The sequence below is a fragment of the Sideroxyarcus emersonii genome, assembly GCF_021654335.1.
Taxonomy (GTDB): Bacteria; Pseudomonadota; Gammaproteobacteria; order Burkholderiales; family Gallionellaceae; genus Sideroxyarcus; species Sideroxyarcus emersonii.
Window position 1 is genome coordinate 1,231,239 of the sequence record NZ_AP023423.1, and the last position, 25,458, is coordinate 1,256,696.

Below are 25,458 nucleotides of genomic sequence, written 5' to 3' on the forward strand. Positions count from 1 at the left end.
CGAGGGTGCGCACTTTAATTGCTATAGGAATTTGTGTCAATGACGAAAAAGAAAAAAAATATCCGCGAACTCGACCCGTTTCTGGAACGGGAACGCGAACAGTACGAACATCCGCTCCCCAGCCGGGAATATATCCTGCAGGTGCTGGCCGAAAAAGGGGTGCCGATCGAGCAGGACGAGCTGTGCAGCCTGCTGCAGATAGAGCACCACGAGGAGGAGCTGTTCCTGCGCCGCCTGCGCGCGATGGAGCGCGACGGCCAGATCATGCGCAACCGCAAGCGTGCCATCTGCGTGGTGGACAAGCTCGACCTGATCAAGGGCAAGGTGCAGGGCCATCCCGACGGTTTCGGCTTCCTGATCCCGGACGACGGCAGCCCGGACCTGGTGCTGAGCGCCAAGGAGATGCACAAGGCGCTGCATGGCGATACGGTGATGGCAAGGGTAGGCGGCGAAGACAGACGCGGCCGCCGCGAGGCCAGTATCGTCGAGGTGCTGGAATGCGCCAATACCCGCGTGGTTGGCCGCCTGTATGAAGAACATGGCATCCAGTTTGTGGTGGCCGAGAACCGGCGCATCAGCCAGGACATTCTGGTCGCGCCCGGGGCGTCCGGCGGGGCCAAAACAGGGCAGGTGGTGATCCTCGAGATATTGCAGCAGCCTTCCAAGCATGCGCAGCCGATCGGCCGTATCGTCGAGGTGCTGGGCAACTATGCCGATCCCGGCATGGAGATCGAGATCGCCTTGCGCAAGCACGATCTGCCCAACGAATTTCCGCACGAGGCGAAAAAGCAGGCCGAAGCCTTCTCGCCAGAAGTGAAGCCGTCCGATTACGCCGGACGCGAGAGTGTGGTCAAGCTGCCGCTGGTGACCATCGACGGCGAAACGGCACGGGATTTCGACGATGCGGTGTATTGTGAACCGAACGGCAAGGGTTTCCGCCTGGTGGTGGCGATTGCCGACGTCAGCTCCTATGTGCAGTCCGGCGATGCGCTGGACAAGGAAGCGATCAACCGCGGCAACTCGGTGTATTTCCCGCGCCGCGTCATCCCGATGCTGCCGGAGGAACTTTCCAATGGCTTGTGCTCGCTGAATCCCAATGTCGAGCGCCTGTGCATGGTGTGCGACATGCAGATCTCTGCTTCCGGCGATATCCTGCAGCATCGCTTCTACCCGTCCGTGATGTTCTCGCATGCGCGCCTGACCTATACCCAGGTCGCCGACATGCTGGCCAATCCACAGGGCGAGAATGCACAGAAATATGCGGAAGTGCTGCCGCACATCAACAACCTGTACAAGCTGTTCCAGACCTTGCTGCAGGCACGCGAGAAGCGCGGAGCCATCGATTTCGAAACGGTCGAGACGCAGATGATATTCAACGACCAGGGCAAGATCGAGAAGATCGTGCCGGTGATCCGCAACGATGCGCACAAACTGATCGAAGAGTGCATGCTGGCGGCCAACGTCTGTGCGGCGGCGTTCCTGAAAGAGCATAACCATCCGGTGCTGTACCGCATCCATGAGGGGCCGACGCCGGAGAAGCTGGAGGCGGTGCGCGAATTCCTCAAGGAGTTCGGCCTGCAACTGGGCGGCGGAGACGACCCGCAGGCAGCCGACTATTCCAAGCTGCTCAAGCAGATCAAATCCCGACCCGATGCCGGGCTGCTGCAGACCGTGATGCTGCGCTCGCTGCGTCAGGCCGTGTATGCGCCGGAGAATGCCGGCCATTTCGGCCTTGGCTACGAGGCCTATACCCACTTCACCTCCCCGATACGGCGTTATCCGGACCTGCTGGTGCACCGCGCCATCAAGGCGGTGCTGCAAGGCAAGCAATACAAGCCGCAACTCAAGTGGGCGGAACTGGGCGTGCACTGCTCGATGACCGAGCGCCGTGCCGACGACGCCACGCGCGACGTGGAAGCCTGGCTCAAGTGTTTCTACATGCGCGACCATCTGGGCAGCGTGTTCGAGGGCACCATTTCCTCGGTCACCGGTTTCGGCCTGTTCGTGGCGCTGGACGATCTGTATGTCGAAGGCCTGGTGCATGTATCCGAACTGGGGGCCGACTATTTCCACTTCGATCCGGCCAAGCACATGATGCTGGGAGAGCGCACCGGCAAGCGTTACCGCCTTGGCGACCGCGTGCGCGTGAAGGTGGTGCGCGTGGATATGGAAAGCACCAAGATCGATTTCGTGCTGGAAGGCGAGACCGCAAAGGTGGTGGTTGAAGGTGCCGGTCCTATCGATGTCGGCGCCTGGGGAGCGGCGCCGCCGCCGAAGAAGGCGCATAAATCGGAGAAAGCCGGAAAGAGCACCGGAAAGGCAGGCAAGCATCATGGCTGAGTCGCGCATCATTCACGGTTTCCATGCCGTCACCGCGCGTATCCGCCAGAACGCAGACAGTGTGCTGGAAGTGTATGTCGATCCGCAGCGCAAGGATCCGCGCGCGCGCGACCTGCTCAAACTGGCCGAGGCCAATGGCGTGCGCATCATCCAGGTGGACGGCAAGCGCCTCGACGGCATGGCCGGCAGTCCGCGCCATCAGGGCGTCGCGGCGCGGGTGAATGCGGCGCAGAAAGTGCAGCACCTGGACGATGTGCTGGATACGCTGACCGAACCGGCCCTGTTGCTGGTGCTGGATGGGGTGCAGGATCCGCACAACCTGGGCGCCTGCCTGCGCAGTGCCGATGCTTTCGGCGTGCATGCCGTGATCGCGCCCAAGGATCGTGCCGTAGGCATCAATGCCACGGTGGAGAAGGTGGCTTGCGGGGCCGCACAGACGGTGCCCTATATCACGGTCACCAATCTGGCGCGTACCTTGCGCGAACTGCAGGAGCGCGATATCTGGGTCATCGGCATGGATGGCGAAGCGGAGACAAATCTGTATGATGTGCGGCATTCGGGCGCTGCGGCCTGGGTGCTGGGGGCAGAGGGCGAAGGTCTGCGCCGCCTGACCCGGGAGACTTGTGATCAGCTGGTGCGTATTCCGATGCATGGCAGCGTGGAAAGCCTGAACGTGTCGGTGAGTACCGGGGTGTGTTTGTATGAGGCAAGAAGGCAGAGGATAGTCAAACAGTGATGCGATAGGGGGATGGTGATGCAGAAGTTCGATTTCTCGATTCTGACGCGCGACGGCCAAAAGGTGGAGAGTATCGTCATTGCGGGCAATGACGAGGCCGAAGCCGAACGCAAACTGAGGCAGATGTACCGCTATTGCCAGATAGTCAGCTGTAATGCCAAGGATGCCGGGGAAGGCAAGAACCAGCAAGTCATGTCGGTCGAGGACATCCTGTCCCTGATATCCAAATGATCCAGGCCGACTTCAATCGATAAAGCCGTCGGTCAGCAATTCTTTCAACAGGTCATCGTAATCGTGTGCGCCCCGGCTGTCGGGTGCGTGCTCGAACACTGTCTTGTTCATTGCCGGGCTTTCCGCCAGACTGACGTTCTCCGCGATACGGGTACGGCAGACATCGGCACCGAAGTGCTCCTCAACCAGTTTCAACACATCCCATGCCATGCGCCGCCTGCCATCGAAACGGGTGAGCAGATAGCGACGGTTGACCCGCCGCTTGAGGACCTGCTCAAGGGCGTTCAGGGTTTTTTCGATCTGGAGTGCGCCTTTGGTGGAAAGATGGTCGGCCGAGATCGGCACGATCAGTCCGCTGCAAGCAAAGATCGCGTTCAGCGATAGCACGCCGACCATGGGGTTGCAGTCGATCACCACCGGATTGTCCTTGCCGCCGAAGCGTTCGGCCTGCAGCGCGTTGTTGAGCTTGTTCACCACATTGAAACCCTTGCCATACAGCGCGTCTACCTTGGACAGTTCGGTATGGGCGGGGATCACCTTGATCTTGCTGGGCGATTCCTGCACCAGCTGTGTCAGGGGACGATTGTTCTGGAACATGCTCAAGACGGTGTCCGCTCCGGACTTTGCCGTGACATTGGCAATGGAACTGAGCTGGGCCTGGGGGTCGAGGTCAATGCCGTATGTCGCACGGCCGATGCGGGACAATGCGGCAGCGAGGCTGACGGCGGTGGTGGTTTTGCCGACCCCGCCTTTCTGATTGAAGACAGCAATGATACTCATACGTCCCCGATTCTAGCCGAAATCGGGCCGCAGCATGCGGAATACGCCGCCGGGCGGGAGAAGGTCTGCCTTTCCCGGAAACGGGTGCCCGGTGGCCTGTCAGTTGCGCTTGTACACGATCTGCCTGGTATCGCCCTCGCAGGTGCCGACCACCTTGCCGGCAGCCTCCTTGGCAGGGGCAGCCGCCACGCCGGATGCCCCTGCCGGGGCCGCGGCCTGGTTGGCGGGAACGATATCCAGCGTATAGGACTTGACACCTTTGGCTTGCAATTTGGCGTCGATCTGCGACTTGACGTCTTCGCATGAGGCGATGGCAGGAACCGAGAAGCAGAACAGGCAGGCTAGCAATAGCGGCTTAAGCATATACAAGGCTCCTTTCGAAAGAAAAAACGGAAACGATCATCCGGAGGCAACAGCCAGGTCAGCGCAGCAGCTCCTCGATCTTGCGGTTCGCTCCCTGCAGTTTCTTGAACAGGGCGAGCAGCAACGCTTTATCCATATAAGCTTTGGCTTCGCCGCGCAGGCGGTCAATGCCGGCATGCTTGATCTCGGCTGCGATCACTTGTCCGTCGGCGATCACGGTTGCCGAACGCGAGATGGTCTCGTTGGCGAAGAACATGCCCTCGCCGATGCATTCGCCGCTGCGTATCGTGCCGACCACTTTTCTGCTGAAGTAGACAGTCGCCGTGCCGTAAAGCACGACGTAAAAGACATTCATGTCGTCGCCTTCCGAAGTCAGGCAGTCTCCGGCAGCGAAGGTTCGTATTTCCGCCTGTTCCGAAATCGGCTTCAGCCATTCGCTGGGGATGGGATCGAAGAACGAACACTTGCGCAATTCGTGGAAGCGGTCAGTGGAAACCTCGTCCAGGCGCTTGGTAAAACTCGCCAGACTGGCCTGGATGGCATCTAATTCGTTCATTTTCCCCTCCCCGGCGGGTGAAACTAAATGACTCAATTCGACAAACATTGCGAAACTTACCACAAGCCACGCCGGATGTGTTGCGCCGCGCAATTAGGCTAAACTTGCCGTCATGAGCCCGAACCCCGAATGGCACAAAGATGCCTTGCTGGACATGCCGTATTTTGCCCTGCTGCATCCTTTTATCTCCCGCCTTGGAGGCGATGCATTTCCAACCCTGCAGGAGTGCAATGCGCTGCTTGAATGGCGCACTCCTGCCGTGACCGTGCAGAGCGGGCAGCCTGTGCGATTCGTGGCGCAGGAATACGGTAAACTGCCTTTCGAATCGCAATACGAACCGCGTTGCTACCTGAGGGGCGAGGTGCCGACGCGGGCGGACAATTGGCATGACTTTTTCAATGCGCTGGTGTGGATGGCCTTTCCCAAAGCCAAGGCGGCAATCAATGCGCGCCACTATCATGCGCTGACAGACGGTTCGAAAAGCAGTGACACAGGCATGTCTGGCAGTCGCGGCAGTACGCGCGATACCAGCACCTTGCTGGACGAATCCGGCGTCATCGTGGTTTATGCCGATGACGGCTTGGCTCGATTGCTGCGGGATTTCCAGTGGAAGGAGCTGTTCTGGGTGCGGCGTGCGCAAGTGCGGTCCGCCATGGGGTTCTACCTGTTCGGCCATGGTTTGTACGAGAAAGCGCTGCACCCCTATGTCGGCATGACCGGCCAGGGGCTGCTGCTGGCGACGGAACAGGAATTCTTCAACTGGACGCCGGAACGGCAACTGGAACATCTGGATGGAAAATTATCCACCTATCTGTCCGACCGCCGGCATCTCGCCAGCACGCGAGAGCTGACGCCTGTGCCCTTGCTTGGCATACCGGGCTGGGCAGCGGAAAACGAATGTGCCGCGTATTACGACAACAAGGATTACTTCAGGGCAGGCAGGCATGGACGTTCGGCAAGCTAAAAAAAATCGTTGGGGGCGTTTGCGCGCAATGTTGGGCGGCGCCTTGCTGATCTGCACAGCCGTGGCGGAGGCCGAAGACTTTCCGCAGACCCTGGAAGGCGACATCGGCCTGGGCAGCTACTATATCCATAGCTACATTCGCAGCAAGCGCGATGAGGTCAGCGTGCTGCCTTATGCCGATTTCGAGTATGGCAGGATATTTGCGCGGGTAGACACATTCGGTATCAAGACCCTGCCTCTGGGATATGGCCACCTGGAACTGGTGGGCCGGGTCAGCATGGATGGCTTCAGCACCGACACGCCTGCCCTGAAAGGCCTGGGCAATCGCGAAACTTCCCTGCCATTGGGGATCGGGACGTTACAGGTGACGCCGCTGGGCGGGTTCATGATCAATGCGTTCCACGATGTGCGCAAATCGAATGGCGAATGGCTGGAGGCGATCTATGCGGGCGAGATCGACCTGCCGCAGGTCACGCTATACCCCTTGCTGGGAGCGGAATACCAGTCCGCCGAATATGTGCGCTATTACTACGGCGTTTCGCCCCAGGAAGTGGCCGCCAGCCAGTATGCTTTGTATTCGCCTTCAGGTTCTTTCAATGGCCTGTTCGGGCTGATCGGCGACATCAAGTTGAGCGAGCAGTATCACCTGAACTGCTACATACGCCGCAAATGGCTGGGCGATGCGATCCAGCAGAGTCCGATCGTGGGCCAGAGATATATGGATACCGGGTATGTTTCCTTGAGCTACCGCTTCAAGTAGGCAGTGCATCCTGCCATTTCAGGCTTGCCTGCTCAGCATCTCCGCACAGCGTATGCCGCTGATAACCGCACCTTCCAGCGTGGCCGGATAGTCGCCGGCGGTATAGTCCCCGGCCAGCAGCAGATTGGGAAGCGCGGTTTGTTGCGCGGGACGCTGCAGGTCGGGCGCGCAACAAAAGGTGGCGCGTTTTTCGGCAATGACCTGGAACCATGCCGGCGTTTCGGTGATACCGAACTCTTCGCGCAATTCGGTGATGACCTTCTCCGCCAATTCCTTCTGCTCCAATTCCTGGTGCAGTCCTTCCGCGCTGATGACGGCCGCCAGCAGCCCGTGTTGTCCGGCGATGCGCCCCTTGTCGAACAGCCATTGGCTGAATCGCCGATGCAGCCCGAGCATCGGGTGCGGGAGGGTGATGTGCGGCGGATATTGCAGGTACACGGTGTAGATCGGCTGGTATTCCAGCGTGTCTATCTGGGCGACCGTGCCGGTGAGCGCGGCGAGGGGCCGCAGCAGCCGGGCGGCGATAGCGGGGGGCGCGGCGCAGATGACGCGGCTGAAGTTCTGGCTGCCGTCGGCGGTGTGCAGTTCGATGCCGCCGTGGTTCGGTGCGATGCCGGTCACGCCGCTGGAGAGCAGCACCTTGCCGCCATGCCGCTCGACAAAGGCTGCCGCCCGTTGCGGAAACAGAGCCGTGAAGTCGATGCGCGGCAACAGCATGTCGCTGTCGGCGCGCGAACGGTTCAGTGCGTCGCGCAGCACGTTCAATAACACCTGTGCGGAGGCCTTGTGGATGGGGGTGTTCAGCGCGGCGATGCACAGCGGTTCCCACAGCTTCAGCGTTAAGTCGGCGTCCTGGGCATGAAGGGCGAGCAGTGCCGCGACCGTCATGTCTTGGGGCAGGCGGAATCGCATGCGGCGCAATGCGAGCATGAAACGGGCCGCTTTCATGCGTTCGTCCCAGCTCAGCCCGTCAGCTTTGAGCAGGGCGGCCAGCAGATGGAGCGGGGCAGGCAGGCGGGGAGCCCGGAGCGAGAAATGGCCGTGCAGATCCAGTTGCAACGGCAGGCGCAGGAAATCCTGCCGGGTGCAGCCGCCTGTCAGTTCGATCAGACGCAGTGTCTCGCGGTAGCAGCCGAGCAGCAGGTGCTGGCCGTTATCGAGCCGGATGTGGTTATACAGCACCCCGCGCGCTCTGCCGCCGAGTTGCCTGGCGCTTTCAAAGACGGTGACGGGAATGCCGCGTGCTGCCAGTTCGACTGCGGCAGCCATGCCCGCATAGCCGCCGCCGATGATACCCACAGTCAAACCATGATCTTCACGATTGCTCCCGCTTCCGTGTGCGGGAGCCGGGGGAGAAGAGGGCGATCTGTTCAGTTCCCGAGCCATGCCTTGAATGCCAGCCACAGCTTGTAGGTCGGTGTGAGCGAGACCCGTTCTTTCAGTACATGGCAGCCGCTGGCCACGACTTGATCCAGTGTGGCGCGGTAGATCGCAGCCATGATGAGTCCGGCGCGCTGGGCCTTGCGGTCGACCGCGGGCAGATGTTCCAGCGCTTGCTGGTAATAGCGTTGCGCGCGTTCGATCTGGAATGCCATCAGCCTGGCGAACCCTTCGGTCTCGCGCGCGTTGAGGATGTCTGCCGCAGTGACCCCGAACCGCTGCATTTCGTCCATCGGCAGGTAGATGCGGTTGCGCCGCGCATCCTCTCCGACATCGCGGATGATGTTGGTGAGCTGCAAGGCGATGCCGAGGTCGTGTGCGTATTTCAGCGTCTCGCGGTCGGTGTAGCCGAAGATCTCGGCCGACAGCAGGCCAACGACCGAGGCGACGCGGTAGCAATACAGTTGCAGCGATTTGAAATCGGCGTAGCGCGGCTGGTCGAGGTCCATCTCCATGCCGTCGATGATCTCCAGCAGGTGTTCCTGCGGCAGGTTGAATTGCCTGACGACAGGCACCAAAGCCTGGGCGACCGGATGCTGGGGCTTGCCGCCAAAGATGGCGGCGACCTCGTTGCGCCACCAGTTGAGCGTGGCGCGCGCCACATCGGCATCGGAGCACTCGTCCACGACGTCGTCCACTTCGCGGCAGAAGGCATACAGCGCCGTGATGGCGCGGCGCTTGTCCCTGGGCAGGAAGCGGAAACTGTTGTAGAAGCTGGAGCCGCTGGAAGCTGCCTTGTCTTGGCAATATTCGTCGGGAGTCATGGTCAGAATCGCAATGGCGCACTTTTGGCCAGCATGATAACCCAGTCGAACGGGCGCAATACCGGGCGGTGGCGGAACATGTCGTAGTCGGCTGCCTGCAGCTTGTCGAGGATGCGCAGGCCGCCCGCGATGATCATGCGCATCTCCAGCCCGATGCGTCCGCGGAGCATGCTGCCCAAAGGGGCGCCCTGCAGCATCAGGGTCCGCGCACGGTCGACCTCGAATTCCATCAGTGCACGCCAGGCCTCATCGTCGACACCCTGTGCGATCTGCGCCTCCTCGACGCCGAATTTCGCCAGATCTTCCTGTGGCAGGTAGATGCGGCCGATGGCGTAGTCCCTGGCTACGTCCTGCCAGAAGTTGATCAATTGCAGCGCGCTGCAGATGGCATCGGAGTAAGCCAGGGCGACCGGTGTGGCTTCTTCGTACAGATGCAGCAACAGGTTGCCGACCGGATTGGCCGAGCGGCGGCAGTAGTCCTGCAGCTCGGCGAAATCGGCATAGCGCTTTTTCACCACGTCCTGCGAGAAGGCGTCGAGCAGGTCATAGAACGGCGGCATCGGCAGCGCATGTGCCTGCACCTCGGCGGCAAGGCGCCGGAACAGGGGGGTGTGGGGGCTTTCATCGGTTTCGATGCGCTTCAGTTCGGCGCGGAACTCGTCAAGGCGGCGCAAGCGTTCTGCGTCGGGCAGGTCGCCCTCATCGGCGATGTCATCCGCCGCGCGGGCAAAATGGTAGATCGCGGCCACCGGCTTGCGCAGCCGGCGGGGCATCAGAATGGAAGCGACGGGGAAATTCTCGTAATGGTCGACAGACATTACGCCAGGTCATTCTTGTGCAGCAGGAACACGAACTCATCCCCGGCGCTGACATCCAGCCAGGTGAAGGGCAGGTTGGGGAAAGCGGCTTCGAGTGCATCGCGGTTATGGCCGATCTCGACGACGAGGATACCGTTATCGGCGAGGTGGGCTGCGGCATGCGCGAGGATGGTACGGGTGGCATCCAGGCCATCCGTACCGCTGCCCAGCGCCAGCTCCGGTTCGTAACGATATTCCTGCGGCAGTGCGGCGACCGAGGGCGCATCGACATAGGGGGGATTGCTGATGATCAGGTCGTAGCGTTTGCCCTGCAATTTGGCGAACATGTCAGATTCGATCAGCGAGATGCGGTCTTCCAGCGCATGGTCGGTGACGTTGTACTGGGCGACATCCAGGGCATCGGCAGACAGGTCGACGGCGTCGACGTGGGCATTCGGGAAGGCATGTGCCGCCAGGATGGCCAGGCAGCCGCTGCCGGTGCACATGTCCAGCACGTTGCCGATGCGCTCCGCATCGGCGATCCAGGGCACGAGCTGTTCGCGCAGCAGCTCGGCGATGAAGGATCGCGGCACGATGACGCGCTCGTCGACGTAGAACGACAGATCGCCCAGCCATGCCTGATTGGTCAGGTAGGCTGCCGGGATGCGCTGCTCGGTGCGCCGCTCGATGATATCCAGCACGTCGTACAGTTCCGACTGGGTCAGCTTCGCATCGAGGAACGGGTCGAGCCGGTCGAGCGGTAGATTGAGGGTGTGCAGGATGAGGTAGGCGGCCTCATCGTAGGCATTGCCGCTGCCGTGACCGAAGAAAAGCTCTGCCTCGTTGAAGCGGCTGACTGCGAAGCGCAGGCAGTCGCGTACCGTGGTGAGCGAGGCGCTGGCCTCGGAAAAGTGGTTGATGTCCATGCGTTTTCCTCTTGGGCGATTTTGTCAGGCCAGCAATTTGCACAACGTCAGGTAATAGATCTCGGACAGCGCATCGAGATCGTCCACAGCCACGCATTCGTTGAGTTTGTGGATGGTCGCATTCAGGGGGCCGAGTTCGAGCACTTGCGTGCAGATGTCGGCGATGAATCGGCCGTCCGAGGTGCCGCCGCTAGTGGACAGCTCGGTTTCGATGCCTTGCACCTGCCTGATGGCCGCACTCACTGCTTCTACCAGGTCGCCGCGCGGCGTGAGGTAGGGTTTGCCGGACATCTCCCATTTAAGGTCGTATTCCAGTTTGTGCTTGTCGAGGATGGCATGCACGCGGGTCTTCAGCTGGTCCACCGTGCTGGCGGTCGAGTGGCGGAAGTTGAACAGGATTTCTACCGTGCCCGGCACGACGTTGGTCGCGCCCGTGCCGCCGTGGATGTTGGAGATCTGCCAGGAGGTCGGCGGGAAATATTCGTTGCCTTTGTCCCATTCGGTCGCAGCCAGTTCGGCGATGGCCGGGGCGGCCAGGTGGATGGGATTCTTCACCAGGTGCGGATAGGCGATGTGGCCTTGAACTCCTTTGACGGTGAGGGTGCCGGAGAGCGAGCCGCGCCGGCCGTTCTTGATGGTATCGCCCATTTTGCTGACCGAGGTCGGTTCGCCGACGATGCAGTAATCCAGCTTCTCGTCGCGTTCCTGCAAGGCTTCCACCACCCGTACCGTGCCATCGACAGCGACGCCTTCCTCATCCGAGGTGAGCAGCAGCGCGATGGAGCCGCGATGCTGCGGGTGTGCGGCGACGAATTTTTCGATGGCGGTGACGAAGGCGGCCAGCGAGCCCTTCATGTCCGCAGCGCCGCGGCCGTACAGCATGCCGTCGCGTACCGTGGGGGTGAAGGGATCGCTGTCCCATTTGTTCACCGGGCCGGTCGGCACGACATCGGTGTGTCCGGCGAAGCAGACCACGGGGGATGCGTTGCCGCGGCGGGCCCACAGGTTATCCACTTCGCTGTGGCGCATTTTTTCCAGGCTGAAGTCGAGCGGGGCCAGGCGCGCACCGATGATGTCGATGCAGCCGTCGTCCATCGGGGTGAGCGAACGGCGGGAAATGAGTTGTTTGGTGAGTTCCAGGGTTTTGCTCATGAGGGTCACAGTTTGAAGTTTTCGTAATCGTTTACGTTGAATCCGGTCGCCAGCACTTTGCCGTTGTGCTCCAGTACGGGACGTTTGATGACGTTGGGTTTTTCCAGCATCAGAGCCAGGGCAGAGGCATCGTCCTTGATCGAGGACTTGACCGCGTCCGGCAGTTTTCCCCAGGTCGGACCGGTCTTCTTCAGCAGTTTCTGCCAGCCGACCTGTTCGAGCCAGGCGCTGAGCAGGGCCGCGGAAACCCCGTGTTTCCTGAAGTCGTGGAACTCATAATGCACGTCGTGTTCATCCAGCCACACACGGGCTTTTTTCACCGTGTCGCAGTTGGGGATGCCATACAGCTTCATGTTCCCGAACCCGGTACTTCGATATTGAGCTTGATGGCGTCGAAATCGGCGGCAGGGGCAGCATGGCCGGGCTGGTTCGCGTTCGGGTCATACACTTTCATCTTGCTGGTCTGGGAGTAGTCGATGAGCGAAGACAGGTTGCTGGCCGAGTCGGCGTTGCGCAAGGCTTCTTCCTTGCTGATATGGCCTGACTTGAAGAGCTTGTACAGCGCCTGCTCGAAGGTCTGCGAGCCGGGCGAGACACTTTGCTCGATGGCATCGCGGATCTGGTCGATCTGGTCGCTCTTGATCAGGTCGGCGATGAGCGAGGAATTCAGCAAAACCTCCACCGCCGGCATCAGTTTTCCTTTCGAGTTGCGGATCAGGCGCTGCGAAATGACGGCGCGCAAGCACAGCGACAGGTCGGACAGGATGCTGGGGCGGGCGTCATAGGGGAAGAAGTTCACCATGCGGTTGAGCGCGTGGTAGCTGTTGTTGGCGTGCAGGGTGGACAGGCACAGGTGGCCGGTCTGGGCAAAAATCAACGCATGTTTCAGCGTCTCGCGGTCGCGGATCTCGCCCACCATCAGCACGTCCGGCGCTTCGCGCATCGCGCTGACCAGCGCAGTCTCATAGCTGGTGGTATCCGTTCCGACCTCGCGCTGGTTCACGATCGACTTGCTGTGCCGGAACATGTACTCGAGCGGGTCTTCGATGGTCAGGATGTGGCCGCTCTGCGTTTCGTTGCGATGCTGGATCATCGCCGCCAGGGTGGTCGATTTGCCGGAGCCCGTGGCGCCGACCATCAGCACCAGGCCGCGTTTCTCCATGACCAGTTCCTTCAGCACCAGCGGCAGGTTCAGTTCCTCGACGTTCAGCACGTCGCCGCGCACGTAGCGGATCACCACGGCGACGCTGCTGCGCTGGCGGAACACGTTGACGCGGAAGTTGCCGATGCCGGGCACGCGGAAGGAAAAGTTCATCTCCATGTGCAGTTCGAACTCGTTGATCTGCGCTTCGGTCATCATCTCGTAGGCGATGCGCCTGACCGTCGCTTCGTCGAGTATTTGCGCATTCACCGGCATCACCACGCCATCGATCTTGATGTTGATCGGTGCGCCGACCGACAGGAACAGGTCGGAGGCCTGCTTGTCGGCAGCCAGTTGCAGCAATGGCGTAATGATCATGAGGTTCTCCTGGCAGAATGATGAAGACGTGGGGATCGAGTGAGCCGGTGCAGTCCGGGCATCAATCCCCGTTCAAGGGTTAAATGCCTCGCAGCAGTTCGTTGATGCCGGTCTTGCCCAGCGTCTTGGCGTCCACCTTCTTCACGATCACCGCGCAGTACAGGCTGTACTTGCCGTCCTTGGAAGGCATGCTGCCGCTGACCACCACGGAGCCGGCAGGTACGCGGCCATAGATGATCTCGCCGGTCTCGCGGTCGAGGATCTTGGTGCTCTGGCCGATGAACACGCCCATCGAGATCACCGAGCCTTCTTCCACGATCACGCCCTCGACCACTTCAGAGCGCGCGCCGATGAAGCAGTTGTCCTCGATGATGGTGGGATTGGCCTGCACCGGTTCCAGCACGCCGCCGATGCCGACGCCGCCCGACAGGTGCACGTTCTTGCCGATCTGTGCGCAGGAGCCGACGGTGGCCCAGGTGTCGACCATGGTGCCTTCATCTACATAGCCGCCGATGTTGACGTAGGAAGGCATCAGCACCACGTTCTTGGCGATGTAGGCGCCGCGGCGTGCGGCAGCCGGAGGCACCACGCGGAAGCCGCCTTCGCGGAATTCCTTGGAGTTGTAGTCGGCGAACTTGGATGGCACCTTGTCGAAGTAGTTGGTGAAGCCGCCCTTGATGAAGGCATTGTCCTCGATGCGGAAGGACAGTAGCACAGCCTTCTTGATCCACTGGTGGGTGACCCACTGGCCGTCGATCTTCTCGGCCACGCGCAGTTTGCCCTGGTCGAGATACTCGATCACGGTGTTGATGGTTTCTTTCAGCTGCGCATCCACGTTGCGCGGGGTGATCTCGGCACGGCGTTCAAAGGCTTCTTCGATGATGGCTTGCAATTGCGGCATGGCTATTCCTAACTTAGTTTTTGGGTGAATTCGGCGATACGTCGTGCGGCTTCCAGCGTCTCGTCCAGGCCGGCTACCAGCGCCAGACGGATGAAGTTCGCGCCGGGGTTGATCCCGTGCGCTTCGCGGGCAAGATAGCTGCCGGGCAACACGGAGACATTATAGTCGCGGTGGAGCTGTTGCGCGAAGCCGGTATCGGCGACAGGGGTGCGCAGCCACAGGTAGAATCCGGCATCGGGCCTGGTTACGGGCAATACCGGAGCGAGCAGGGCAATGACCTTGGAAAATTTCTCGGCATACAGGCGGCGATTCTCGGCGACATGCGCTTCGTCATTCCAGGCCGCGATGGTGGCTGCCTGGATCGCCGGGTTCATGGCGCAACCGTGATAGGTGCGGTACAGCGCGAATTTCTCCAGCACCCTGGCGTCGCCGGCGACGAAACCGGAGCGCATGCCCGGGACGTTGGAGCGCTTGGACAGGCTGGAGAATACCACCAGATTCTTGTAGTCCGTGCGGCCCAGTTGCTGTGCAGCTTGCAGCGCCCCCAGCGGCTTGTCGGTGCCGAAATAAATTTCGGAATAACATTCGTCCGCGGCGATGACAAAATCATGGCGGTCGCTCATCTCGAACAAGGTTTTCCATTCGGACAACGGCATTACCCGGCCGTTCGGGTTGCCTGGCGAGCAGACGTAGATGAGCTGCGTGCGCTGCCAGACGGATTCGGGCAACTGGGCAAAGTTCAGCGCGAAATCGTCTTCCGGCAGCGTGTTGAGGAAATAGGGCGTCGCGCCAGCCAGGAATGCCGCTCCTTCGTAGATCTGGTAGAACGGATTGGGGCAGACCACGGCCGGATCGTTCCTGCTGCGGTCGATGACCGCCTGTGCGAATGCGAACAATGCTTCGCGACTGCCGTTCACCGGCAGGACCTGGGTCTTGGCGTCGAGGGGGGGAATACCGTAACGGCTCGCCAGCCAGTCGGCGATTGCAGTGCGCAAAGCATCGCTGCCGATGGTTGTGGGATAATTTGCCAGTCCATCGAGGCCGTTAATCAGGGCATCCTTGATGAATTGCGGCGTTGCATGTTTGGGTTCGCCGATGTGCAGGCCGATCGGTTTCAATGATGAATTTGGTTTGACTGCGCCAAACAGGCTGGCCAGTTTCTGAAACGGATAGGGTTGAAGCTTGTCTAGGTCGCGATTCATTACGGTTTCACAACGTGCTGAAATTCAGCGCGCATTATAAGGGCCGCACTGGTGCCAACAAAACAAAATGTGATGCCGGTTGCCGGTGTATTGAGCGGAGCCTTGGTGTGGGGCTTGATCTGGTATCCCTACCGTATCCTGCAGGAAGCCGGCATGTCCGGTGCGATGGCTACGTGTATCACCTACCTGTTGGCCATGCTGTGCGGCGCGTTCATGTTGCCGCGAATATGGCGCGAGCGTTCGACGTTCGGCTGGTGGGCCTTGTTGCTGGTATTGAGCGCAGGCTGGGCGAATTTCGGCTACGTACTGGGAATGCTGCATGGGGAGGTGATGCGGGTACTGCTGCTGTTCTACCTTGCGCCGGTGTGGACCATCCTGTTTTCTTTCTGGATGCTGGGCGAGCGACTGGACCGCTATGGCTATCTTATCCTCGGCCTGTCGCTGTGCGGGGCCATGGTCATGTTATGGAAGCCAGAACTGGGGTTGCCGCTGCCGCAGAATCTTTCCGAATGGCTGGGGCTCTCGGCAGGCATGGGCTTTGCGCTTTCCAATGTCACTTCGCGCCGCGCAGCCCATCTGTCGGTGGAAACAAAGTCTTTCAGCCTGTGGCTGGGGACGGCGGTCCTGGCCTTGCCTTTCCTGTTGTGGCAGGGCGAGGTCACTGTGCAATTGGTATCGATCTCCTGGCATTCCTGGCTGTTGCTGGCGGTGATGGGGCTGGTGCTCTGTGCGACCAGTTTTGCCGTGCAATATGGCGTTACCCATCTCACGGCAAACAGGGCGGTGGTGTTGTTCCTGTTTGAACTGGTGGTTGCTTCACTGTCTTCATATTTCCTCGCGAACGAAGCGCTGGGATTACGGGATGGCCTCGGTGCCGCCCTCATCGTTTCGGCCAGTCTGCTTTCGGGCAAATTGTATTCGGACAAAAGCTTGGGTTAGACTGTGTGCGGTGTTGGACAACGCCGTGATTGTGTGAAGAAATTGCGAAATGCGAGGATGCGCCGGAATGGAAAATAACCCGATGTCTGACGATGTCAATGCGTTATTCGACAATAATGATCCCGAGATCGTCTGGGCGAAATCGACTGCGCTGATCCTGCGCATGAGTCCGGCATACGATTTCAGTCTGATTCAGTCAGTCTTCGACGACGTGCTGAAGCTGTTCCGGGGGGATTATCCGGGATATGGCCCGATCAGGACGCTGTACCACGATCTGCCGCATACGCTGGAAGTCTTGCTGTGCGGGGTAAGGCTGATGCATGGCGTGCATGTCTCGGGCGATCACCTGAGCGATGCGGAGATCACCCTAGTGGTGCTTGCGATCATGATGCACGATGTCGGTTATGCGCAATTGAGGGGCGAGGAGAGCGGCACGGGTGCCCAATACACACAGACCCATGTCCAGCGCGGTATCGAATTCATGCGACGATATTTCGCCGAACGCAATCTGTCGCCGGACATTGCAGTTGCCGTCACCGGCATGATTCTCGGGACCGAACACAATCGTCCGTTTGCGGGCATCGATTTCAACGACGACAGGGCGCGCATGCTGGCTCGCATCGTTGCCACCGCCGACATTACCGGGCAGATGGCAGACCGTATATATCTGGAAAAACTGCTCTTCCTGTTCCTGGAGTTCAGGGAAGCGCATTTCGGCAGCTACCAAAGCATGTACGATCTGCTGTGCCAGACCAGCCGTTTTTATGAAACGACGCGCGAAAAACTGGATGGGGCATTAGGGGGAATCTACAAGAAGTTTGAATATCACTTCAAGGACACGATGGGTGTCGACAACAACTATTATCTGGAAGCCATCGCCAAGAACATGGTCTATCTGTCCAAGGTCGTTGCGCATAACGAAGCCGAGCTTTTCGCCATGTTGAAGCGCAACGGGGTGGTCGAAAAAACACGCAAGCTTGCTTAATCACCGAAGCCGGAATTAACGGCTCTTTATGGATGCCGCTCGTCCCCTCCCGCGGATGCCGCTTATCGACTTGTTTGTAACTGATTGTAAACAAATGGGGTTCGATTGTGCGCGCCTGAATTGTTTGTGTTTATAATGTTCACGTTAATTTAACACGGGTTTTGATCCGTAATGCAAGGATGACCCTGAAATTATCGATGACATCGCTCACCGCATCCCAACCGCCGGCAGACCGGCGCAAGCAAGGCAGCGCCCCCTCATCCAAGGATTATGGCTGGACGCTGTACATCATAGTGATTACATTGTTGATGGCGGCCGGCTTCTTCATTTCCTACGACCATCTTTACAAACCTGGCGACAACATCGGCTATAACCTTGGCCTGACAGGCGGCCTGATGATGCTGACGCTGCTGATCTATCCGTTGCGCAAAAGGATGGGTTTCATGAGGAACTGGAGCATTCTGCCGAAATGGTTCAAGTGGCACATGATCTTCGGCATCCTCGGGCCGGCCTTCATCATGTTCCATTCCACCTTTTCGATCGCATCGGTCAATGCCGGCGTTGCCATGGTATGCATGTTGCTGGTATCGGGGAGCGGCATATTCGGGCGCTTCTTCTATACCAAGATCCATCATGGGCTGTATGGCAGGAAAGCATCGCTCGAACAACTGCAGGCGAATCTGGAGAGCAAGGGTGACGTGAAATCGATACTCAGTTTTGCACCGGAACTGGAGCAAAAGCTCCGGGATTTCCGAAATCAGGCGATCGTATCTGCGAAGCCTGGCAAATTCGACCTGTGGAATTTCGTCAAACTTGGCTTTCGTGCGAAATGGTATTCCAGGGTGTTTGTCAGGGAACTGGAAGACGCGATGTATGCGAATGCCAATGAGAAACAGTGGAACGATGCGCAAATGAAGCGCCTCGACGATCTTTTTTACCAGAACGAAAGATTCATCCGTACTTACCTGCTCACCGTAAGAGACTTGGCCCAATTTTCGACTTACGAGAAGCTGTTTTCCTTATGGCATATCTTCCATGTGCCGCTGGTGTACATGCTGGCATTCAGCGCGATTTGGCATGTCATTGCGGTCCATAAATATTAAATGAGTGCCCTTTTCTTCAGGCGGTTATTCGTCCGGGCCTTCCAGGCGGTTGCATTGATCCTCGCGTTTGTCTTTCCGGCGCATGCCGATTCGGCCAATGATCTGCTGATGCCTGGACAATTGATCCAGGGACACATCAAATATGAGAGCGATTGCAACAATTGCCACAAACCGTATGACAAAGGTGCTCAATCCGGACTGTGCAAAGACTGCCATAAGGATATCGGCAAGGATATTGCAGAAAAACATGGTTTCCACGGCCTGATGCAGGAGGAAAAACCATGCAGGGAATGCCACACGGAGCACAAAGGCAGGGATGCCCGTATTTCAAAATTGAATACGATCAACTTTGATCACTCGACAACAGGTTTTGAATTAAAGGGCGCACATCTCAACAGCAAGGTGCTGTGCAAAGATTGCCACTCTCCCCAGAAGAAATATCGCCAGGCGCCCACCAAATGCATCGGATGCCACGAGAAAGCCGACAAACATAAAGGCGGGTTGGGACCCGAATGCCAGAATTGTCATGAAGAAAAAGACTGGAAGACGACTCACTTCGATCACAGCAAAACGCATTTCCCGTTGCTGGGGAAACATATTGAGGTGAAGTGCAAGGCCTGTCACCCAAATGAAAAATTCAAGGACACGCCGATCCAGTGCAATGAGTGCCACAAGAAGGACGACAAGCACAAAGGTAACTTCGGGCCGAAATGCGAAACCTGCCACAACGAGAAGAGCTGGAAGGAAATCCTGTTCGACCATGACAAGAAAACCAGATACCCGTTGCTCGGCAAGCACAGTGAAGTGAAATGCGTCAGCTGTCACAAAGGCAACCTGTACCAGGAAAAATTGAAGACCAATTGTGTTTCATGTCACCAGAAGGACGACAAGCATAAGGGCAAGTTCGGACCCAAGTGTGAAACCTGCCATATCGAGCGCGGCTGGAAGGACATTCCTTTCGATCACGACAAGAAAACCAGATTCCCCTTGCTCGGCAAGCATCATGACGTCAAATGCAATGCCTGTCATAAAGGCGATTTGTATAAAGACAAGCTGAAGACAGACTGCTACTCATGCCACCAGAAAGACGACAAGCACAAAGGCAACTTTGGCGCCAAATGTGAAACCTGTCATATCGAGAAGAGCTGGAAGGAAATCCTGTTCGACCATGACAAGAAGACCAAATATCCTTTGCTGGGCAAGCATCGCGACACCAAGTGCGTCAGTTGTCACAAGGGGGACCTGTACAAGGACAAGCTGCGGTCCGATTGCTACTCGTGCCACCAGAAAGACGACAAGCACGAAGGGCAGGAGGGGAGGAAGTGCGAGGCCTGCCACCATGAGCAATCATGGCAGAAAACCGACTTCAACCATCTGATGTCCCGCTTTCCGCTGACCGGCAAGCATTTGCTGACGGAGTGCAAGAAATGCCATTCCACCATCAGGTACAAGGATGCCAGGTCGGACTGCTGGTCCTGCCACGAAAAGCAGGATGTGCATAAGCGCACCCTGGGAACCGGCTGCGAGTCTTGCCATAACACGCGCGATTGGCGGGACTGGGATTTCGACCATGATAAAACCAACTTCAAGCTGCAAGGGAAGCACAAGGAATTGCGCTGTGCCGATTGCCACAAGACGCCGGTGGACAGGAAGATGGTGCTTGCCGCGAGTTGTGTCAGCTGCCATGAAAAGGACGATAAACACGACGGTGCATTCGGCAGGCGATGCGAGCAGTGCCATGTCGGATCGTCGTGGAAGACCATCACCGGATCCGGGTGGAAAGAGATCAAGATCGGCGGGCAACGCTGGATTCAGCAGTAGCCTGTTGCATCGGATCGAGTTCTGCCGTGCACCTGCCATGAGCGTGCCTGGTTGCCTGGCGGCGCGGCTTGCTTTGTCGGAGCGGTGTGTTTGACCCTGCACTGGCCCAGTTTTCCGACTCATCGAATCCATTGGTGAGCCCTCCCGTCATGCCGGTGATCCAGTCTGAAAGAGTGGCGGTTTGCTCCATTCATTCAGTTTCATAACATCAAGTAATCATTGAATTTTCCGGCGTCCGGACAAAGTCGCCATTCGTCAGGCTGCGGCATAACGGATAAACGGCCCTTCCATCAATCTGGTTTTTAACATTAGACTTCTTTACGCGCTCTTCACGGTCCGTTAATGAGATTTTGATGACCGCGGGCTGCCTGAAAAAGCACGACCGTCAGCCGGTCATGAACAGATGAGAACCGGGGAGATATAGATGAGCATGATTCGTTGCCACATCCACGAAACGACAATTGCCTTGCTGCTTGGCCTGTTGTTCTGCTTTGTGCCGATTTCCCATGCGCAAACTGCGGTAAGTCCCGTGCAGGCAGCAAGTGGTTCAGCCACTTTTGACCATTCCAAAACGGGGTTCTTGTTGCGCGACATACATACCACGTTGAAATGCGAGCAATGTCACGTCGATGGCATCTTCAAGAATACCCCGAAAGATTGTGCCGGCTGTCACGCCATTGGAAGCCGCGTCGGCGCAACTCCAAAACCCGTGAACCATGTGCAGACCACCCAACCCTGCGATACCTGCCATACGAGCCCGACCAGCTTCCTGGTCAAGAGCTTCAATCACGTGGGCATGACCAATGTCGCCATCACGAATGGCTGCATCACTTGCCACAATGGACAGTCTTTCGGGGTCGTCAGCAAACCGGCCAATCACTTTCCTACTTTGCTGCCTTGCGAATCCTGCCATACCAGCACCAATACTTTCCTGAGCTGGAGGATGGATCACACCGGCCTGACGAGCAATTGCGCATCTTGTCACAGCGGACAGTTCCCCGGCGTCGTCAGCAAGCCGGCGGCACATATCGTGACGACGGCCGACTGCGGCGTATGCCATAACACCAGCACGTTTCTCGGATCGACATATAACCACTCCACGGTTGTCGCGGGTAGCTGCGGCACATGCCATCTGGGACAGCAGCCGGGGGTGAAAGCGCAGCCGGCATTCCACATTCCCACATTGGGGGCCGGCAATGCCTGCGATGCATGCCATACAGCCACCAATACGGGCGGGTTCACATCTTTCCTGGGGGCGATGTACGACCACATAACGCCCATGTCTGCCGGAAACTGCTCCACCTGCCATAACGGTGCATATCCCGGCGTGCTGGGCAAATCATCCTATGCGCTCCATGTCACGACTTCCGCGCAGTGCGACACCTGCCATACTTCGTCGAACACCAGCAACTTCACCACTTTCCTCGGCGTCGTGTATGCCCATCAACCGGCGGACGTGGGGAATTGCTCGACTTGCCATAACGGTACAACGGCAACGGGCAAACCAAGCAATCACGTTGCCTCGACTGCACAATGCGATACCTGCCATACCTCGGCTACCACAGCCAACTACACGACCTGGCTGGGTGCTACCGTTGCGCACACCGCGGCTTTCCTGGGGACATCCACTTGTGCTTCATGCCATAACGGCGTCAGTGCGACCGGCAAGCCGGCATACCATATACCGACCACGGCTGGACTGGACTGCGGCAACAGCAGTTGCCACACTGCGACCAACACCAGCAACTACACGACGTTCTTTGGCGCCACTTTCACCCATGTGACGATCACCACCCGATGCGATGCGTGTCATAACGGGGTGAGCGCAACGGGCAAGTCGGCAACTCATGTGCTGACTGTACTCGATTGCGTCAGCTGCCACACGGCTACCAATACAGCCAATTACACCACCTTCCTTGGGGCCGTTTATACCCACAATCCGAATCCGCCGACACCCGGTTCTTGCGCGACCTGTCATAACGGCACGACTGCCACCGGCAAGCCGGCTACGCATATGGTGACCACGGCTTCTTGCGATGCCTGTCATACCCAGACCAACACCAACAATTTCACTACATTCCTGGGAGCGAGCGGGGCAATGGCACATACCGCCTCCATGGCCGGGACCTGTGCGTCTTGCCACAACGGTGCAAGCGCCAAGGGACTGTCGACGGGACATATTCCGGTCGGTGCACTGTCGTGCGACGGATGCCATGCCATGTACAACGGCACCACGGTCACGACGTTTGCGCCTGGAACCATGAATCATGCGCTGGTCACTGCAACGCGCTGTGACGTTTGCCATGGGGGCGCATATACGACACAAGGACTGCAGTATGGCGGTGCCCAGGCCAAGGTATCCAACCACATCCCGACGACGATCACTGCGGGACTGGATTGCACTACCTGCCACACCTCTCCGACTTACACCAGTTCCACCGGCTGGCTGCAAGAGAAGATGAATCACAACAACGCGCAGGGCGGCGGCGGTGGTGGAGTCTATTGCGTGAACTGCCATCTCTCCGGCGTGACCTATTTGGGCTCAATGCAGAAAAAGAGCCATAACGGCGCAAGTACTGCCAAGGATTGCTCGAGTTCCAGTTGTCACAAGCCCTTGGGAAAAACCGGGACGGCATATACCGTCTGGTAAGAATTTGTCCAATCCATTCATTTACGCCAGAGCCCGCTCCCATAAACGACTTAAGGAGCGGGCTTGCCCGGCCCCGAATCCATCATGTGCCTGAAAACCTACCAGAAAGTGCAGAAACAGCTAGTGCTGTTCTGCCAGCTCTTGCTGTTGTATGCACTGCCAGGCTATGCCTCTGCTGAAATCATCGATGACATCTACCTGAAGACGTATCCGAATGGCGAGGTCGATGCTGTCATCAAGTTCTCCGTGCCTATTCAGTATTCGCGGTATTTTCCGCTGCGCAAATCCGCCGACCTGTCGATCTATTTCAATGTTCTGGGCAGTGTGGCTCGCGACGAATGGCAGAACTACGAATCTCACAGATCGCCTGCTTCGGAGGTCGTGCGCGGGTTTACGGTAACGACACGCGACCTTAGCACCGGTCCGAAGATCGAGGTGCAATTCAGTCACCCGGTAGAATTTACCGTCTCAGCAGGCAAGAATGATCAGAGCATTCTGATCCACATCAAACCGGGTGTTGTTCAGCAGAAGAACGACGAAAAGACTGCAGGAGCAATTGCATCAGGCTCGCCTGGTGTCGGTCCGGCAATACCGGCTGCGACAATACCTCCGGCACAGGCGGTGGCAGTGGCGCCGACCATGACGTCCGGGCCGGTGAAACCGGCTGCCATTTTGCCACCTGCGCCTGCGCAAGCTGCACCGGCACAACTTGGCGGTGCAGACGGTTTGCCGCTTTTCCCGGCTATCGAGAAATCGTCCCCGGAGAATGTCAGTACCCAAACGACAGGGCCGCTTTCCGTGGCGGAACAGAGCAAGAGAGCAGACAGCCAGGCTGCAGAACTGATGGCGAAAGGTCGCGACGCGGTCCTGACGGGCGCGATGTTTACCGCAATCGACGCATTCAACAATGTCCTCAAGCTGCCACCGAATAAATATTCTGCAGCGGCTCAAGTGTGGATCGGCATTGCCAGGGAGAAATCCGGACAGCTGGCCAAGGCTAAGCTGGAATACGAGCTGTATTTGAAGCTCTATCCGGACGGACAGGATACAGCCTGGGTCAAAGGTCGGCTCGCCAAACTGAATTCGATACAATATGCCGTGCCGCCGGCAATGCCTCAACCTGTCGCTGCGAAGCAATCTGCGGAATTCCATACCGCGGAATACGGCAGCCTTTCCATGTATTACTACCATGGAGCAACCCAGACCGACACGGTGGCGACTGTCGGTGGTGTCCAGACGCCATCTACCTTATCGCTGACCGACCAGTCGGCGTTGATCACCAACGTCAGCATGACCGCACGTTCGTACAATAACGAATACGACAACCGTCTGGTGTTCCAGGATTTCAATGCGAAAAGCTTCCTGCCGGGACAGGGCAACCAGAATCGGTTGAATGCGGCTTATTACGATTTTAAAAGCAGGGTCGACAACTATTCGGCGCGCATCGGACGCCAGTCTGCAATGGGCGGCGGTGTGCTCGGGAGATTTGACGGCATTGCTGCCGGTTATGGTTTCATGCAGAACTGGCGCTTCAACATTGCCACGGGCCAACTGTCCGACATTACCCTCGATTCCAAACCTACCTTCCTCAGCCTCGGCGTGGATTTTGGTGTCAATAGCGCGCTGGGAGGCTCTGCCTATGTGATCAATCAGAAAGCCGGCGGCATCACGGACAGGAAGGCTGCCGGGGGTTACCTGAGATATTTCGAGCAGGGGAAAACAGCGATGGCCATGCTGGATTACGACATGCAGTTCAAGGCGCTGAACATATTCACCCTGCAAGGTACGCTGAACTACGATTCGGGCACGGATTACAACTATCTGCTGGATCGTCGCAGAAGCCCGGTGCTGGACATCCGGAATGCGATCAACGGTACCACCTCGACCGTCAGCACCTTGCTGCAGAACGGCTGGACGACGAACGATTTAGTGACATTGGCGAATTCACGCACGGCGATCTCCAACCTTGCGATGGTCGGTGTGACACAGCGCTTCAAGGAGAAGTGGCAGGCGGGGACGGACGTTATCGTTTCAAATACTTCGGGCTTGCCTGCCAGCGGGACCCTCAATCCGGATGGCACAACCGGCCTGGAAGGCTTTGTGGCGGCGACGCCGTCCACGGGCAATACCTGGACAATCAACGGACGGTTGTCCGGTAGCGATGTCATCACCCAGCGAGACATGACGATGGGGACGTTGAGCTATACCAAGAGCCCTTTCCTGAGCGGAAAATCGCTCCTGCTATACAACCATTCCTATCCTCGCGAACTATGGACGTTCGATAGCACGTTACGGCTGTATTGGCAGACGGACAACACCGGCGGCAAAATCAGTACCACTTCACCCGTATTCAAGCTGGGTTATCGATTGAGGAACAGTCTTACCATGGAAGGAGAGGGGGGCATAGACTGGACCAAGACCAATCCTGCCATTTCGCCGCCCTCGAATATGACCCGGAAATATTTCTCCATCGGTTTGCGCTGGGACATCTGATTTGCTTTTACCGCCGGTCTGCGGGGAAAGCAAATC

General features: G+C 58.2%; 23 protein-coding genes. 11 read left to right on the plus strand and 12 right to left on the minus strand.

Features of this window, described 5'->3' with window-relative positions; all coding sequences use genetic code 11:
• Positions 1-39: 39 nt before the first annotated feature.
• From rnr to L6418_RS06010, 3 genes are read left to right on the plus strand one after another with little or no spacing between them, the layout of a single operon-like run.
• On the plus strand, positions 40-2,340 hold the full coding sequence (gene rnr / locus L6418_RS06000; RefSeq protein WP_237248567.1) for a ribonuclease R: 2,301 nt from the start codon (positions 40-42) through the stop codon (positions 2,338-2,340).
• On the plus strand, positions 2,333-3,076 hold the full coding sequence (gene rlmB / locus L6418_RS06005; RefSeq protein WP_237248568.1) for a 23S rRNA (guanosine(2251)-2'-O)-methyltransferase RlmB: 744 nt from the start codon (positions 2,333-2,335) through the stop codon (positions 3,074-3,076). The genes rnr and rlmB overlap by 8 nt, the downstream gene beginning before the upstream one ends.
• A gap of 18 nt (positions 3,077-3,094) precedes the next feature.
• Positions 3,095-3,307: a hypothetical protein gene (locus L6418_RS06010; protein WP_237248569.1), complete on the plus strand. Its 213-nt coding sequence runs from the start codon at positions 3,095-3,097 to the stop codon at positions 3,305-3,307.
• 12 nt (positions 3,308-3,319) lie between these two features.
• On the opposite strand, the gene L6418_RS06015 is transcribed toward L6418_RS06010, so the two are convergent.
• From L6418_RS06015 to L6418_RS06025, 3 genes are all read right to left on the minus strand, one after another.
• Positions 3,320-4,087, minus strand: a complete 768-nt coding sequence (locus tag L6418_RS06015) for a ParA family protein (protein WP_237248570.1) — start codon at positions 4,085-4,087, stop codon at positions 3,320-3,322.
• A 99-nt stretch (positions 4,088-4,186) separates the two neighbouring features.
• Positions 4,187-4,450 (minus strand): DUF1161 domain-containing protein, encoded by a 264-nt coding sequence (locus tag L6418_RS06020; RefSeq protein ID WP_237248571.1) that lies wholly within the window; start codon positions 4,448-4,450, stop codon positions 4,187-4,189.
• A 58-nt stretch (positions 4,451-4,508) separates the two neighbouring features.
• Positions 4,509-5,006, minus strand: a complete 498-nt coding sequence (locus L6418_RS06025) for a cyclic nucleotide-binding domain-containing protein (RefSeq protein WP_237248572.1) — start codon at positions 5,004-5,006, stop codon at positions 4,509-4,511.
• 112 nt (positions 5,007-5,118) lie between these two features.
• On the opposite strand from L6418_RS06025, the gene L6418_RS06030 reads away from it, so the two are divergent.
• Positions 5,119-5,970 (plus strand): DUF3025 domain-containing protein, encoded by an 852-nt coding sequence (locus L6418_RS06030; RefSeq protein ID WP_237248573.1) that lies wholly within the window; start codon positions 5,119-5,121, stop codon positions 5,968-5,970.
• A 28-nt stretch (positions 5,971-5,998) separates the two neighbouring features.
• A complete protein-coding gene (locus L6418_RS06035) occupies positions 5,999-6,730 on the plus strand; it encodes a MipA/OmpV family protein (protein WP_237248574.1) in 732 nt (243 codons plus the stop codon).
• An 18-nt stretch (positions 6,731-6,748) separates the two neighbouring features.
• Here L6418_RS06035 and hpnE read toward each other — a convergent pair whose 3' ends face one another.
• From hpnE to dapC, 9 genes are all read right to left on the minus strand, one after another.
• Positions 6,749-8,029, minus strand: a complete 1,281-nt coding sequence (gene hpnE, locus L6418_RS06040; RefSeq protein ID WP_332875555.1) for a hydroxysqualene dehydroxylase HpnE — start codon at positions 8,027-8,029, stop codon at positions 6,749-6,751.
• 71 nt (positions 8,030-8,100) lie between these two features.
• Positions 8,101-8,934, minus strand: coding sequence for a presqualene diphosphate synthase HpnD (hpnD, locus tag L6418_RS06045; RefSeq protein ID WP_237248575.1), 834 nt, complete (start codon positions 8,932-8,934; stop codon positions 8,101-8,103).
• A 2-nt stretch (positions 8,935-8,936) separates the two neighbouring features.
• The gene (gene hpnC, locus L6418_RS06050; protein WP_237248576.1) at positions 8,937-9,752 is read right to left on the minus strand and encodes a squalene synthase HpnC; all 816 of its coding nucleotides are present in this window, start codon (positions 9,750-9,752) and stop codon (positions 8,937-8,939) included.
• The gene (gene prmB / locus L6418_RS06055; protein WP_237248577.1) at positions 9,752-10,657 is read right to left on the minus strand and encodes a 50S ribosomal protein L3 N(5)-glutamine methyltransferase; all 906 of its coding nucleotides are present in this window, start codon (positions 10,655-10,657) and stop codon (positions 9,752-9,754) included. Before prmB ends, hpnC begins: the two co-directional genes overlap by 1 nt.
• 24 nt (positions 10,658-10,681) lie before the next feature.
• Positions 10,682-11,809, minus strand: a complete 1,128-nt coding sequence (dapE, locus tag L6418_RS06060; protein WP_237248578.1) for a succinyl-diaminopimelate desuccinylase — start codon at positions 11,807-11,809, stop codon at positions 10,682-10,684.
• 5 nt (positions 11,810-11,814) lie between these two features.
• A complete protein-coding gene (locus L6418_RS06065) occupies positions 11,815-12,162 on the minus strand; it encodes an ArsC family reductase (RefSeq protein WP_237248579.1) in 348 nt (115 codons plus the stop codon).
• On the minus strand, positions 12,159-13,328 hold the full coding sequence (locus tag L6418_RS06070) for a PilT/PilU family type 4a pilus ATPase (RefSeq protein WP_237248580.1): 1,170 nt from the start codon (positions 13,326-13,328) through the stop codon (positions 12,159-12,161). The genes L6418_RS06065 and L6418_RS06070 overlap by 4 nt, the downstream gene beginning before the upstream one ends.
• Before the next feature lie 79 nt (positions 13,329-13,407).
• Positions 13,408-14,229: a 2,3,4,5-tetrahydropyridine-2,6-dicarboxylate N-succinyltransferase gene (gene dapD, locus L6418_RS06075; RefSeq protein ID WP_237248581.1), complete on the minus strand. Its 822-nt coding sequence runs from the start codon at positions 14,227-14,229 to the stop codon at positions 13,408-13,410.
• A gap of 8 nt (positions 14,230-14,237) precedes the next feature.
• Entirely contained in the window at positions 14,238-15,431 is a 1,194-nt protein-coding gene (gene dapC, locus L6418_RS06080; protein ID WP_237248582.1) for a succinyldiaminopimelate transaminase, read from the minus strand.
• A gap of 51 nt (positions 15,432-15,482) precedes the next feature.
• Between dapC and L6418_RS06085 the strand changes: the two genes are divergently transcribed.
• The 6 genes from L6418_RS06085 (at position 15,483) to L6418_RS06110 (ending at position 25,422) form a co-directional block, all read left to right on the plus strand.
• Positions 15,483-16,370, plus strand: a complete 888-nt coding sequence (locus tag L6418_RS06085) for a DMT family transporter (protein ID WP_332875554.1) — start codon at positions 15,483-15,485, stop codon at positions 16,368-16,370.
• 82 nt (positions 16,371-16,452) lie between these two features.
• A complete protein-coding gene (locus L6418_RS06090) occupies positions 16,453-17,355 on the plus strand; it encodes an HD domain-containing protein (protein WP_237248583.1) in 903 nt (300 codons plus the stop codon).
• 197 nt (positions 17,356-17,552) lie between these two features.
• Positions 17,553-18,458 (plus strand): hypothetical protein, encoded by a 906-nt coding sequence (locus L6418_RS06095; RefSeq protein WP_237248584.1) that lies wholly within the window; start codon positions 17,553-17,555, stop codon positions 18,456-18,458.
• Entirely contained in the window at positions 18,459-20,279 is a 1,821-nt protein-coding gene (locus L6418_RS06100) for a cytochrome C (RefSeq protein ID WP_237248585.1), read from the plus strand.
• A 424-nt stretch (positions 20,280-20,703) separates the two neighbouring features.
• Entirely contained in the window at positions 20,704-22,929 is a 2,226-nt protein-coding gene (locus L6418_RS06105; RefSeq protein WP_237248586.1) for a cytochrome c3 family protein, read from the plus strand.
• 63 nt (positions 22,930-22,992) lie between these two features.
• Positions 22,993-25,422, plus strand: coding sequence for a tol-pal system YbgF family protein (locus tag L6418_RS06110; RefSeq protein ID WP_237248587.1), 2,430 nt, complete (start codon positions 22,993-22,995; stop codon positions 25,420-25,422).
• The last annotated feature ends 36 nt before the right edge of the window (positions 25,423-25,458 follow it).